Genomic DNA, 13,643 nt, shown 5'->3' with positions numbered 1-13,643 from the left:
ATTGGAGCGCAACCGCGACTCGATCGTGGACCGGCTCCGCGGGCTCGTCGAGTCGGCGCTGGCGTGGGCCGTCTGGGCGGCCGGTGTGCTGGAAGCCTGCGGACACCGGACGGTCCTCGAACGCTGGCTCGCCGCGCAGCTGTCGCTGACGGACGTGGTGCAAACGGCCCTTGAGTCGGCCGACCGAGTGGTGGTGCTGATCAGCGACCGGTTGTTGTTCCAGCTAGACCTGTACGGAGCTCGGGAACCGGAGACGCTGCGCGAGTTGGTCGCCGATCAGGGCAGCCGGGTCGTGTTGGTCGAGGTCGGGGAGGACGAACTCTCGGACACGGCAGGAGACTTCGAGTCCGTGTCCCTGCGCCCGCTGGACCGGGACGCGGCGATCCGAGCTCTCCTCGTCCACCTGGGAATCCAAGCTTCTCCCGCACACATGCCCGCGGGCTTCCCCGACGACCCACTGCCGATCTGGAGCGGGGTGCCGTTGCGCAATCCCCGCATCACCGGGCGCGAGGAACTGCTGGACGAGCTGCGGCAGGTGCTTCTTCGCAACGAGGTCCACCCGGGCGTGTGCACGCTGCTCGGCGGCCCTGGGATGGGCAAAACGCAGGTGGTGACGGAGTACGTGCACCGGTGGCGGAGCGAATACGACGGGGTGTGGTGGATCGACGCCGACGTTGTGCCGGGCAAGGTGGCGAATCGGGTGACACGCGTCCTGGCAGAGGCACAGCGGGTGCCGGAGCACCGTTGCCTGATCGTCCTCGACGGCTGGGACGCCATGGAGAACGCCGTGGAAGTGCTGTCCCGGACCGGGTACAAGCACGTGGTGATCACCTCGCGCAACGAGGACTGGGCGGAGCACGTTCCGGTGCTGCGGGTGGGGCCCCTGCGTGGCGATGCGCGGCCCGTGGGCGAAGAACTCCTGCGAAAGGCCTTGGTCCGGGTCGAGAAGTGGGACGGAAGGCCCGGCGTGAGCGGGTTCTTCGTCGCTCCGGGCTGGGCTCTGACGTCGACCGGGACGGACTGGGGGGCGGAGCCGGGCGCGGGCGTCGCTACGTACGACGGACGCCGGTTGCGGATCGAACGGGTGCACCGCTCGGGCGACTTGGAACTGCTCCGGGTACCGGACGCACTCGAAGAGCACTGCGTGTGGCTCTCCGACCAGCCGTTCCCCTCACCCGGTGAGGTTCTCGTGCAGGCCGCCGGCCCGGTCAGGCAGGAGGGCTCGTCCACCGTCAGTGAGCTCGTGGGCCTGGAGGGGAGCAGCCTGCGCCTGGGGGGCGCCTCGCTGACCGCGCTCAGCGAGGGTGGCGCGGTCTTCGATCCACGCCAGGGCGCTGTCATCGGCGTGGTAGGGCTCCGCCCCGAGGGCAGGGGTGGTGCACTCTCCGTTCCCGTGGCGACCATCGGAGATGCCCCCATGTGGCACGAGGTCATCACCGCGCACGATCGCCATCACTGGCGCCGCTACGGCGATACGCACGTGACCAGCTGGATCGACATACAGGACGAACTGCTCCGCGACACCTGGCAGCAACGGGATTTCACCCCCGAATGGCGGGCCGAACTCTACGCGATCCTTGCGGAGTTGCCGCCGCCCACCGGCCCCGAGCAGGTGCTGGAACTGACGGATCGGCGGAAGATCGCCGCCCGGCTGAGCCCGTACGCTCCGCACAGCTGGCGGGAAGGAGTGGGGATCGCGCACCACCAGGAGCGCGGTCTCGGGGCGGTGGCGCTGTACGCCGCGCGGGTCTGGGCCGAGTTGCCCGGGCCCGCGCAGCCCCTGGCGAGGCTGCGGTCCTGGGTGGAGCGGGCGAAGGAGACGCTGCTGGAGGACCAGTCGACGCGTTCACAGGACATCACGGCCGTGCTGGAGAGGAGCGAATTGGCTTCGGCCGTCCTCGTCGAGGTCGTCAACCCTGCCTGGGACCCCCATCGTTTCGAACTGCGGGTGATGGTGAGGGCGGGTGGCGAGTGGATGCCGCTGTCGGAGCAGGCGGGCGTACCTGCCGAGAGTGTTCAAGCGTTCCTGGCGGAACCCCTGAACCGGGCGTTCCGGCAGGCGGACGGACTTGAGGGTTCGGCGCCGCTCTTCTGGTCCCTCCCCAGGACCCTTCTGAACACGCCGGTCGAGAACTGGTGGAGTTCCTCGGACGACGTGCCCTTCGCACTGGACCGTGCTGTCGCGGTCCGCAGCCTTGAGCGTGGCCAGGTGCTGCCGGAGCACCGAGCGAGGTGGGCCGGTGTCAGTCACGGCACGCTCCAGGGGCTTTCGCTCGCCGGCATCCGGGACGAGGCGGACTTGTACGCGCGCCTGACGAACGCTCCCGCGATGACCGTCCCGTACTTCTGCTGGCACGGTGCCCAGGAGATGTCTCCCTTCGCCGACGCCGCGATCCGCCTCGGCTACCCCGTCATGTTGTGGAGCCGCCAGCACGACGATGCGGACTGCCGCGAATTCCATGAACAAGTGGGCGCCCTGCTGGAAGAGGTCGGTTGGGTCGGTCAACTGCTGGAACGCGTACGAGACATCCGTGTCCGTGCCTTCGCGGAGGAACCGACGTCCTGGTCCCGCTGGATCACCCTCTTCTACGACCCGCCGGAACTGGTGCCCCCGCCGCGGCCGTTGGAGGCCCCCTGAAGCAAGAAGCCGGCCCCACCACCTCAACAAGGTGGTGGGGCCGGTCCTTTGGGTAAGCGGTGTCGGCGATGTCAGAGGCTCACGCCTCGAACACCTCCCGAACCAATTGCTCCTGCTCAGCCTGATGCCGCTTGGCCGACCCCACCGCCGGGGACGAGCCGTGCGGGCGGGAGATCCGCCGCAGGCGCTCGCCGTGGGGTACGTCCGCGCCGACCGCCAGGTCCAGGTGGTCGATCAGGTTCAGGGCGATGAACGGCCAGGCGCCCTGGTTGGCCGGCTCCTCCTGGGCCCAGAGGTACTTCTCGGCGTTCGGGTACTTGGCGATCTCGGCCTGGACCTCGGCACCGGGCAGCGGGTACAGCCGCTCGAGGCGGATGATCGCCGTGTCCGTGGAGCCGCGCTTGATCCGCTCGGCGTCCAGGTCGTAGTACAGCTTGCCCGTGACGAAGACGACCTTGCGGACGGCCGCCGGGTCCGTCACCGACGCGTCGCCGATGACCGGGCGGAACTGGCCCGTCGTGAACTCCTCCGTCTTCGACGCGGCGGCCTTGAGGCGCAGCATCGACTTCGGGGTGAAGACCACCAGCGGCTTGTGGTGCGGGTTGTGCACCTGCCACCGCAGGAGGTGGAAGTAGTTCGAGGGAAGCGTCGGCATCGCGACCGTCATGTTGTTCTGCGCGCAGAGCTGGAGGAAGCGCTCCACGCGAGCCGAGGAGTGGTCCGGGCCCTGGCCCTCGTAGCCGTGGGGGAGCAGGAGCGTGACGCCGGACGTCTGGCCCCACTTCTGCTCCGCCGCCGAGATGTACTCGTCGACCACGCTCTGCGCGCCGTTGACGAAGTCGCCGAACTGCGCCTCCCACATCACGAGCGCGTCGGGGCGGGCCAGCGAGTAGCCGTACTCGAAGCCCATGACCGCGTACTCGGAGAGGAGCGAGTCGTAGACGTTGTAGCGCGCCTGCTCCTCGGAGAGGTACTGGAGCGGGGTGTAGTCCTCGCCCGTCTGACGGTCGATGAGGACCGCGTGACGCTGGCCGAACGTGCCTCGGCGGGAGTCCTGGCCGGAGAGGCGGACCGGGGTGCCCTCCAGGAGGAGGGAGCCGATCGCGAGCGTCTCGCCCATGCCCCAGTCGATCGTCCCGTCCTCGACCATCGTCGCCCGGCGCTGCAACTGGGGCAGCAGGCGCGGGTGGACGTGGAAGGTGTCCGGGATGTTGACCTGGGACTCGGCGATCCGCTTCACGACCTCCGAGGAGATCGCCGTCGAGACCGCGACCGGGAACTCCGCCTGCGGGTCCGACATCGGCGCCGTACCCGGCTGGGCCGTCGCCTCGCGGACCTCCGTGAAGACCTTCTCCAGCTGGCCCTGGTAGTCCTGGAGGGCTTGTTCGGCCTCTTCCAGGGTGATGTCGCCACGACCGATCAGCGACTCGGTGTAGAGCTTGCGCACCGAGCGCTTCTTGTCGATCAGGTCGTACATCAGGGGCTGGGTGAAGGCCGGGTTGTCCGACTCGTTGTGACCGCGGCGGCGGTAGCAGATGAGGTCGATCACCACGTCCTTGTTGAACGCCTGACGGAACTCGAAGGCCAGGCGGGCCACGCGGACCACGGCCTCCGGATCGTCGCCGTTCACGTGGAAGATCGGGGCCTCGATCATCCTCGCCACGTCCGTCGCGTACATCGACGACCGCGACGACTCCGGGGCGGCCGTGAAGCCGACCTGGTTGTTGATGACGATGTGGATCGTGCCGCCGGTGCGGTAGCCGCGCAGCTGCGACATGTTGAGCGTCTCGGCCACCACGCCCTGGCCCGCGAAGGCCGCGTCACCGTGTAGGGCGAGCGGGAGGACCGTGAAGTCCGTGCCGCCCTTGTTGATGATGTCCTGGCGGGCGCGGACGATGCCCTCGATGATCGGGTCGACCGTCTCCAGGTGGGACGGGTTCGCCGCGAGGGTGACCTTGATCTGCTCGCCGTCCAGGCCGGTGAACGTGCCCTTGGCGCCCAGGTGGTACTTCACGTCGCCGGAGCCGTGCATCGACTTCGGGTCGAGGTTGCCCTCGAACTCGCGGAAGATCTGGGCGTACGACTTGCCGACGATGTTCGCGAGAACGTTGAGGCGGCCGCGGTGGGCCATGCCGATGACGACCTCGTCGAGGCGCGACTCGGCCGCGCTGTCGATGACCGCGTCGAGGAGGGGGATGACGGACTCGCCGCCCTCCAGCGAGAAGCGCTTCTGGCCGACGTACTTCGTCTGGAGGAAGGTCTCGAAGGCCTCCGCCGCGTTCAGGCGGCGCAGGATGCGCAGTTGCTCCTCGCGCTCCGGCTTGGAGTGCGAGCGCTCGATGCGGTCCTGGATCCACTTGCGCTGCTTCGGGTCCTGGATGTGCATGAACTCGATGCCGGTGGTGCGGCAGTAAGAGTCGCGCAGCACGCCGAGGATGTCGCGCAGCTTCATCAGGGACTTGCCGGCGAAGCCGCCGACCGCGAACTCCCGCTCCAGGTCCCACAGGGTGAGGCCGTGCTCGGTGATGTCCAGGTCGGGGTGCTTGCGCTGGCGGTACTCCAGCGGGTCGGTGTCGGCCATGACGTGGCCGCGCACTCGGTAGGAGTGGATCAGCTCGAAGACGCGGGCGGCCTTCGTCACGTCGTTGTCGTGCGACGCGTCGATGTCCTTGAGCCAGCGGACCGGCTCGTACGGGATGCGCAGCGCCTCGAAGATCTCGTCGTAGAAGCCGCTCTCGCCGAGCAGGAGGTTCGCGACGATCCGCAGGAACTCGCCGGAGGCGGCGCCCTGGATGACCCGGTGGTCGTAGGTCGACGTGAGCGTCATGACCTTCGAGATGCCGAGCTTGTTGAGGGTGTCCTGGCTCGTGCCCTGGAACTCGGCGGGGTAGTCCATCGAGCCGACGCCCATGATGACCGACTGACCGGGCATCAGGCGGGGGACCGAGTGGACGGTGCCGAGGCCGCCGGGGTTGGTCAACGACACGGTGACGCCCGTGAAGTCATCCATCGTCAGCTTGCCGTCGCGGGCGCGGCGGACGATGTCCTCGTAGGCCTGCCAGAACTCGAAGAAGTTCAGCGTCTCGGCCTTCTTGATGCCGGCGACGACGAGCTGGCGGTCGCCGTTGGGCTTCACCAGGTCGATGGCGAGACCGAAGTTGACGTGCTCCGGCTTGACCAGGGTCGGCTTGCCGTCCTTCTCGACGAACGAGTAGTTCATCGACGGCATGGCCTTGATGGCCTGCACCATCGCGTAGCCGATGAGGTGGGTGAAGGAGATCTTCCCGCCCCGGGCACGCTTCAGGTGGTTGTTGATGACGATGCGGTTGTCGAAGAGCAGCTTGACCGGGACCGCGCGCACCGACGTGGCGGTGGGCACCTCGACCGAAGCGTTCATGTTCTTCGCGACCGCGGCGGCGGGACCGCGCAGCGTGATGAACTCCGGGCCACCTGCGGCCTCGGTCGCGGGCTCCGCCTTCTTCGGCTGAGCGGCCGGGGCCGCCGCCTTCGCAGGCGCGGGAGCCGGGGCTACGGCCTTCACCGGCGCCGGAGCGGCGGCTGCGGGCGCCGGCGCGGGGACCGCCGGAGCGGCGGGCGCGGGCGTGGCGGGAGCGGCCGGAGCCGGAGCCGGGGCGGCGGGTGCCGCCTGGGCCGGGGTGGTTCCTACGGCCCCCGCGGCCGCAGAACCCGCCGAAGTCGAGGTCGGGGCGGCAGCCGCGCCCGGCTTGTAGTCGGCGAAGAAGTCCCACCAGGCTCGGTCTACCGAGTTCGGATCCTGGAGGTACTGCTGATAGATCTCGTCGACGAGCCACTCGTTGGGCCCGAACGCCGCCGCGGGATTCTTACCCGCGGCTTGGTCGGACTCGGTCGAGATGGTCGAGTTACTGGGGGACTGTGACGACACGGCGGCAACCGCCCTCTTCCGCTTCACAAGGTGATGGACAGCGGGAATTAAGGCTACGCCCCCATGACCGCCAAGGTCAGGTCGGGCCGGTCCATCGTCGTGTAAGTCACACCGGAAAGTGTGTTTCGAGCGCTGGAATGGCGGGAAACAAGCGTGGTTCCGCTACGGAAGGGGCGCGTCGATGCGGGCCGGACGCGCCGATGGCGCGGGCCTGTGCCTGATCACACGTGTCCGTCAGCGCGGACCGTCGTGGATCTTGGGACTCCGGTTCGAACTTTACGTCAACTTGGCACGGAAGACAGTCCCGGGAGGGTGACGATAATCCTGCACCCACGGTCGGATTCGGCCACACCGATCCGGCCGCCGTGCAGATCCACCGCCCAGCGGGCGATCGCCAGGCCGAGGCCCGTACCGCCGTCGCTGCCCGGTCCGTGCGGCGAGCTGACCGCTCCCCGGTTGAACCGCTCGAAGATGTGCGCCCACTGCGACTTCGGGATGCCGGGTCCCTCGTCCAGGACCTCCAGCTCCAGCGACTGGGGCAGCGACCCGCGCCGAGCCTTGACCGTCACCCGGCCGTGCGCGGGGCTGTGCTTGACCGCGTTGTCGATCAGGTTGGCGACGACCTGGTGGATGCGCTCCGGGTCCGCGAGCGCGGTCAGCTCCGGCGGGGACACGTCCAGGTGCAGATGGACGTCCGTGCGCGTGTGACTCCCCGAGCCCGACGCGATGCCCGCGCGCGCGGAGGCGACCATGTTGGCCTCCTTGAGCACGCCCGAGAGATACGGCCACACCTCGAAGCGGCGGGTCTTCAGCGGTACGACGCCGTTGTCCAGGCGGGAGAGGTCGAGCAGCGTCTCGACCAGCCGGCCGAGGCGCTCCGTCTGCTTCAGCGCCGTCCGCATGGTCTCCGGATCGGCGGCCGAAACGCCGTCGACGACGTTCTCCAGTACGGCGCGCAGGCCCGCGATGGGGGTGCGCAGCTCGTGCGAGACGTTCGCGACGAGTTCCTTGCGCTGGCGCTCCTGGGCCTCCAGCTCGTCGGCCATGACGTTGATCGTCGCGGCCAGGTCGCCCAGTTCGTCACGGCGGTTCTCGCGCACCCGGCGCGTGTAGTCACCGCGCGAGATGGACCGGGCCACCGTGTTCATCTCGTCCAGCGGCGCGGTGAGCGAATGGGCCACGAACTGCGTTATCAGCAGTGTGGCGATCATCGAGAAGACCGTGATGAAGCGCAGTTCCGTCGCCGTGCGCATGGCGATCATCATCAGCCCGGTGGTGATGAGCACCGCGATGACCACCAGCGCGCCCAGCTTGGTCTTGATCGAGAACGGGCGTACGCCGCCCCAGGGCTCCCCGGGGCTCCTCCGTGACGTCGGCCCTTCGCTCATGGCGTCGGTGTCTCCAGTGCGTAGCCCACGCCGTGCACCGTGCGGATCCGCTCGGCGCCGATCTTCCGGCGCAGTGCCTTGATGTGGCTGTCGACGGTACGCGTGCCGGAGGCGTCCGCCCAGTCCCACACCTCGGCGAGCAGCTGCTCGCGCGAGAGCACGGCACGCGGGGTGTTCGCCAGGCACACCAGCAGGTCGAACTCGGTGGGCGTGAGATGCACGTCCTCGCTGCGCACCCGTACCCGGCGCTGCGCGTGGTCGATCTCCAGCTCGCCGAGCCGCAGGATGCCCGAGCGCGGGGTGGACGCGGCCACCACGGCACGCTCCACACGGCGCAGCAGGACGTGCACCCGCGCCGCCAGCTCCCGCATCGAGAACGGCTTGGTCATGTAGTCGTCGGCGCCGACCCCGAGTCCGACCAGCATGTCGGTCTCGTCGTCGCGCGCCGTGAGCATCAGCACCGGCACCGGGCGGGCGGCCTGCACACGGCGGCAGACCTCCAGCCCGTCGAAGCCGGGCAGCATGATGTCGAGGATCAGCAGATCGGGCTGCCAGGCCTCGGCGGTGTCGACGGCCGACGGCCCGTCGCCCGCGGTCTGTACGAGAAATCCCTCGGCACGCAGACGGGCCGCGATGGCGTCGACGATCGTCGGGTCGTCCTCGACCACGAGCACCCGGCGCTGTGCGCCCGGCGTGGCCGTGGCCGTACCGTTGTGGGAGGTGTGTGTCTGCTCCATCGCCCGCCCCTGAAGTGTGCTTTCCGGAACCAGTGGGGTGATCCCATGACTGCGCTTGACGCTTGAATGATCTGCGTCAGGGAAGCAGAGTACGGGGAGTGACGTCGCCTTTGCTATCCAGGTCGTACAGCGAGGTGCACGACGTCGGGAACTCCTCGGGCAACGGGGATCTCTTCGGTACGCACCTGTTTGAACCCGGCATTCCGTAAGGTTCGTTCAAATTCCGGAGAGGGCTGCGCCGACCATACGGCGAGTACCCCGCCTGGTCTCAACACCCTTGCGCAGCTTGCCAGTCCGGCCGGTGAGTACAGGCTGTCGTTGCCCTCGGTGACGGTCCAGCCGGGGCCGTTGTCGATGTCGAGGCAGAGCGCGTCGAAAGTGGCGCAAGTCTCATTGACGAATGCGACTAGGTCCATTTTCACAATGTCGGTCCGCGGGTCGGCGAGAGCGGCCGCGGAGAGCGCCGACAGCGGCCCTGAACGGTGCCATTCGACGATCGCGGGCTCCCGTTCGACAACTGTGATCCGGCCCCATCGCGAGTCGGCGGCGGCGTGCGCGAGGGAGAAGCCGACGCCGAGTCCGCCGATCAACACGGCAGGTTCCGGGCGCCCGTCGAGGGCGTCGTACGCGGCGTCGACCAGCAGCCGCTCCGAGCGGCCGTCCGAGGTGTCCATCAGGAAGCACCCGTTGGCGATGATCTGGAGCAACTCCCCGTGCCGGCGCAGCACTACCTCGCCGAAGGGGCCCTCGCGACGGTCCAGGACAACGGGGGTGTCGTACGCGGTGGTCATCACCGCACGGTACCCGCGGACGCGTAAGAAGGCTTTCGGGTTGCTGTGAATCGGCTCTCGCGTGGCGTCGGTCATAGACAGCGGCAGGTGGGACGGCGAAGGGTGGGGTGAAACGGAAGGAGCGCCTCACCGTGGAACGGATCGCGACGGCCGACACCCAGGCCACCGCCGCGCCTTCGGGCGGGCCTCTAGCCGAGGAACCCGGGTCGGCCTCGCCCCTGGATTCCGGGCTGTTGGACGCGATGCCGAGACAGCGGGAAGCGCTGGACGCGGGCAGGGAGTTGGGCCTTTCGGGTCCCCGTCCGGCGGCGGTGTCCGTCTCCGCGTCGACCCCGGCCGTTCCCGCGGAACCGCGAGCCCTGGCCGCGCTGCGCAGCCTCCACCCCTGGCGGCTGCTGCCCACGCCCACCGGGACGCCGTTCACCTTCTGTTACGGCGTGCTGCTCGTCGTCACCTCGCTCGTCGCGCAGTACGCCGATCCCGCGCTCGTGAACCAACTCCACCAGGCCTCCAGCACCGATGTCGCCCACCTGCTCCGCGACCCGTTCCTCGTGCTGATCGCCAGCGCGCTGTGGATCGTGGGCGGGATGGTGTCGCCGTACGCGGTCCTCTTCCTGCTCGTGCTGACCGCGCTGGAGCGGCGGATCGGCGGGGTGCGGGCCGCCGGGGTGTTCCTGTCCGGGCACATCCTGGCCACGCTCGCGACCGAAGGGACCGTGGGAATCGCGGTGTTGGCGGGTCACCTCCCCGACAGCTCGCTCCACCGCCTCGACTACGGCATCAGCTTCGGCGTCGCCACGAGCATAGGAGCGCTGGGCGGTCTGCTCAGGCCGTGGCTCGGGCTGCCGCTGATCGGCCTGTTCGGCTGGTCGCTGGTCGCGGCCCTGATCGCGTACACCGACCCCATGACGAACTGGGGCCACCTGATCTCGCTCGCGATAGGCATCGCGACCTGGCCGCTGATACGGCGCCGGCAGCGGGCCGTGAGGGTGACCCGGGCCCGGGTCGGTACGGCTCGGGTCGAGGCCGCCCGGGTCTAACTCCCCGCCTGCCTGGCCGCGTTCAGCTTCTTCGCCAGCGCCGGGATGCCAAGTCGGGCTTCCTGCCCGGCGGTTGCCTCGTGCAGCTTGTTGGTGAGCTGGTAGGGGTCGGCGCGCAGGTCGTAGTACTCGCGGAAGAGCACCTTGCCGTCGCCGTTCGTCGCCAGGCCGTTCTTGTCGAGGCGGGTGCGGTAGTACTCCGTGTACTGCTCGGACTTGCCGATGTACGTCGCCCAGGTGTGGATCGGTTCCTTGTCCTGCCGGTTCCACCACCACTCGGCGAGCAGATGGTCCCGGTCGCCGGTGCCGAGGAGCGAGTGCCCGTCGTGCGGGGTGTCCGGGGTGACGCCGGCCGCGTCGAGGAGGGTGGGCGCGATGTCGACGTGACCGGCGAGACGGTCGTCCGAGGTGCCCCGGTCGAGACCCCGGGCCGGCCAGGACAGATGGAACGGCACCTCCAGACTCGGCCGGTACGGCACCGACTTGCGCAGCCAGCCGTGGTCGCCCCAGCACAGCCCGTGATCGCTGGTGTACAGCACGAGCGTGTTCTCCAGCTGGCCGAGCGCCCGCAGCTTGTCGCGGAAGTCGCGCATCGCGTCGTCCACAGACAGCAGGGTCCTCAACTGGCGGGCGCGCAGGGCCTGTCCGGCGGCCAGACCGTGCTTCGCCTTGCGGAGGAACGCGGGTTTGTCGTCCTTGTCGCTCTCGAAGACGGACGGCCGCCCGGCCCACTCCGGCACCCGCGTGTCGGCGTACTTCTTCTCCGGGATGTTGAACTCGTGGGCGCTGCGCGTGGCGACGTAGGCGAACCACGGCCGCCGGTCGGTCCGTGACCCGTCGATGAAGGCGAGGGCGCGGTCCTTGATGACGGTGGTGTTGTAGCCGGGGATGTTCCGGACGGTCCCGCCGTCGTTGTAGTGGCCGTTGTAGTACGCCACCGGTTCCTGGAGCAGCCACTCGTCGAAGTGGGGCGGGTTGTCGCCGGTGTGCCAGTAGTTGAGGTACTTGCCGAACAGGCCTGTGCGGTAACCGGAGTCGTGCAACTGCCGCTGGACCGTGGTGTGTTGGTCCAGGTGGTAGGGGTGGCGGGTGTCCAGGACGCCGTGGTTGTGCGCGTACCGGCCCGACATGATCGAGGCGCGGGAGGGCGCGCACAGCGGGGTGTTGGCGTGCGCCCGCTCGAAGGTGACCCCGTGGCCGCCGAGCCAGTCGACGGTCCCCGGGATCGCCCAGTCGGTGTCCTTGGGCTGGTCGTCGGTGACGACGACGAGGATGTTGGGACGGTCGTCGCCGCGGGCGCGGGTGTGCGGGGACGGCGACGGTGAGGTCAAGTTCCGTACGGGTGCGGCAGGTTCGCCTGCCGGGGACTTCTTGTCGCCCTTCACGGCGAGGACGGTCACCGGGATCGCCGCCGCCGTCGCGACCACGGCGGCTCCGGCCACGACGGCCCGCCTGCCGGGCCCGCGCCGCTCCTGCCCCTCACCCACGTCGTCGCCCATCGCATCCCCCATGTCCCCGTACGCACAGCCCGTTGGCTGTGAATCCGCTTGCATTTTGCTGTAGTTGGCTGTGAATGCCGTTGCGGGGGTGTAGCGATGGCGTGGCGAGCTGATCGCGGTCTTGGACGGGGGAGGTCCGGGTGACGGATACGAATACGAATACGGTACGGCGGATAGAGCGGGCGATCGAGGCAACTGGCGTAGTGGTGACGGGAGTTGCCGAGGGTCAGTGGGCGAACATCACCCCGTGCGCGGAGTGGGACGCCCGAGCCGTCCTCAATCACACGGTGGGCGGCATGCGCATCTTCACCGCCGAGCTGAACGGCACCGCCCCGGGCGCCGACCACGAGTCCGACTGGTTGGGCACCGACCCGAAAGCCGCGTACACCGAGGCGGCGGAGGCGGATCGCACGGCCTGGAACCGCCCCGGCGCCCTCGACACCACCGTCCACATCTCGCTCGGCGCGCTGCCGGGCCCGATGGCCGCGCTGATCCACTTCACGGAGGTCTGCGTCCACGGCGTGGACCTGGCGGTGGCGACGGGCCAACAGGCGTCGGTGGACGAGGAGTTGTGCGAGGAACTCCTGTCGGTCATGCACGGCCTGGGCGGCTTCGACGCGTACCGCGTGCCGGGTGTCTTCGGCCCCGAGGTCCAGCCTCCGCCGGGCGCGGCCCCGCACGGGCAACTGCTGGCCTACTTGGGCCGCACGCTCGCCTGATCCGCCTGATCCGCCTGATCCGCCTGATCCGCCTGATCCGGTTGGCCCGGTTGATCTGCTCGGTCCGGTGACCACACGTACCGCGTGGTCGTCGTGACCGCGCGGAAGCCCAGGCGGCGCAGGATGGGTGCGCTGTCGTCCGAGGCGTCCACGTGGAGATACGGCACTCCGCGAGCGGCGGCGACGGCGGCCCGAATGGTGACGAGGGCGCGGTAGATGCCCTTGCCGCGCCACGCGGCGAGTGTCGAGCCGCCCAGCAAGCTGGCGAACTCCGTCCCCGGCCGGAAGGCGAGCCAGGCCGTGCAGACCACCTCGCCCTCCGCCTCGACGAGATAGACGGCCATCTCGTCCGGAGCGGCGGCGATCCGGCCGAGCAGATCGGTGGCCAGCCAGTCCAGGTCCCCGCCCCAGACGGCCGACTGGAGGGCCCCGAGCCGCCGCAGATCCGACTCGGCGCTGACCCGGCGAACCGTGACCCCCTCCGGCAGCACGGGCTCCCCTACGGCCAGTTCCGCGGCCCGCCCGATCAGCACGGTCGCCGGTTCCTCGGCCACGAACCCCGCCGCGCGCAGCCGGTCCGGGACGTCGGCCGGGATGTCATGGGCGCGGGTCCGCCACTCCATGGTCTCCCCGCGCGCCGCGAAGAAGTCCTGCTGCCGGACGATCAGCGCGTCGAGCTCGGCCCCGTACACCCCGAGGTCACGCGCCCCGCTCACGAACCCCCGAATCTGCCCGACCGTCCGCAACAGCGGCCCGTCCTTCTCGTACGTCACGCCTGCCGGCGGAATGGGAGGGGTGGCGCGCAGTTGTTCGTCGTAGGCGGCGAGAAGGGTCTGGGTCTCGGTCTCGGTTTCCGGTTCTGTCACGGGGTGACGGTACGGGGGGTGGTGGTCTTGATGTGGCGTAGGAGGGCGGTGAGTTGGGGGC

Annotated in this window: 9 protein-coding genes; 3 read left to right on the top strand and 6 right to left on the bottom strand. The window is 69.3% G+C overall.

The window, feature by feature from the left end; translation table 11 throughout:
- Window positions 1-2,638 (top strand): VMAP-C domain-containing protein (locus tag ACNFOC_RS39040; RefSeq protein WP_416963755.1); only part of this gene is annotated, 2,638 nt, incomplete at its 5' end.
- Window positions 2,639-2,717: 79 nt separating this feature from the next.
- Here the strand turns inward: ACNFOC_RS39040 and ACNFOC_RS39035 are convergent.
- The 4 genes from ACNFOC_RS39035 to ACNFOC_RS39020 form a co-directional block, all read right to left on the bottom strand.
- Complete coding sequence (locus ACNFOC_RS39035) at window positions 2,718-6,542, bottom strand: multifunctional oxoglutarate decarboxylase/oxoglutarate dehydrogenase thiamine pyrophosphate-binding subunit/dihydrolipoyllysine-residue succinyltransferase subunit (RefSeq protein ID WP_416963754.1); 3,825 nt, start codon at window positions 6,540-6,542, stop codon at window positions 2,718-2,720.
- Between the two features lie 281 nt (window positions 6,543-6,823).
- The gene (locus ACNFOC_RS39030) at window positions 6,824-7,930 is read right to left on the bottom strand and encodes a sensor histidine kinase (protein WP_416963753.1); all 1,107 of its coding nucleotides are present in this window, start codon (window positions 7,928-7,930) and stop codon (window positions 6,824-6,826) included.
- Window positions 7,927-8,667 carry a response regulator transcription factor gene (locus ACNFOC_RS39025; protein WP_033282112.1) on the bottom strand — a complete coding sequence of 247 codons (741 nt, stop codon included), beginning with the start codon at window positions 8,665-8,667 and terminating at the stop codon, window positions 7,927-7,929. The genes ACNFOC_RS39030 and ACNFOC_RS39025 overlap by 4 nt, the downstream gene beginning before the upstream one ends.
- A gap of 113 nt (window positions 8,668-8,780) precedes the next feature.
- Window positions 8,781-9,458 carry a spermine/spermidine synthase domain-containing protein gene (locus tag ACNFOC_RS39020; protein ID WP_416963752.1) on the bottom strand — a complete coding sequence of 226 codons (678 nt, stop codon included), beginning with the start codon at window positions 9,456-9,458 and terminating at the stop codon, window positions 8,781-8,783.
- Between the two features lie 131 nt (window positions 9,459-9,589).
- On the opposite strand from ACNFOC_RS39020, the gene ACNFOC_RS39015 reads away from it, so the two are divergent.
- Entirely contained in the window at window positions 9,590-10,498 is a 909-nt protein-coding gene (locus ACNFOC_RS39015) for a rhomboid-like protein (RefSeq protein WP_416963751.1), read from the top strand.
- On the opposite strand, the gene ACNFOC_RS39010 is transcribed toward ACNFOC_RS39015, so the two are convergent.
- Window positions 10,495-11,997, bottom strand: coding sequence for a sulfatase family protein (locus ACNFOC_RS39010; protein ID WP_416963750.1), 1,503 nt, complete (start codon window positions 11,995-11,997; stop codon window positions 10,495-10,497). The two genes, ACNFOC_RS39015 and ACNFOC_RS39010, sit on opposite strands and share 4 nt — an antisense overlap.
- A 140-nt stretch (window positions 11,998-12,137) precedes the next feature.
- Here ACNFOC_RS39010 and ACNFOC_RS39005 point away from each other — a divergent pair, with 140 nt between their 5' ends.
- A complete protein-coding gene (locus ACNFOC_RS39005; protein WP_416963749.1) occupies window positions 12,138-12,716 on the top strand; it encodes a TIGR03086 family metal-binding protein in 579 nt (192 codons plus the stop codon).
- Here the strand turns inward: ACNFOC_RS39005 and ACNFOC_RS39000 are convergent.
- The gene (locus ACNFOC_RS39000; protein WP_416963748.1) at window positions 12,692-13,582 is read right to left on the bottom strand and encodes a GNAT family N-acetyltransferase; all 891 of its coding nucleotides are present in this window, start codon (window positions 13,580-13,582) and stop codon (window positions 12,692-12,694) included. The two genes, ACNFOC_RS39005 and ACNFOC_RS39000, sit on opposite strands and share 25 nt — an antisense overlap.
- Window positions 13,583-13,643: the final 61 nt, after the last annotated feature.

The organism is Streptomyces colwelliae (assembly GCF_048158785.1).
Lineage (GTDB): Bacteria > Actinomycetota > Actinomycetes > Streptomycetales > Streptomycetaceae > Streptomyces.
Note: the sequence above shows the minus strand (reverse complement) of the source record. Positions and strands in the feature narration are given on the sequence as shown.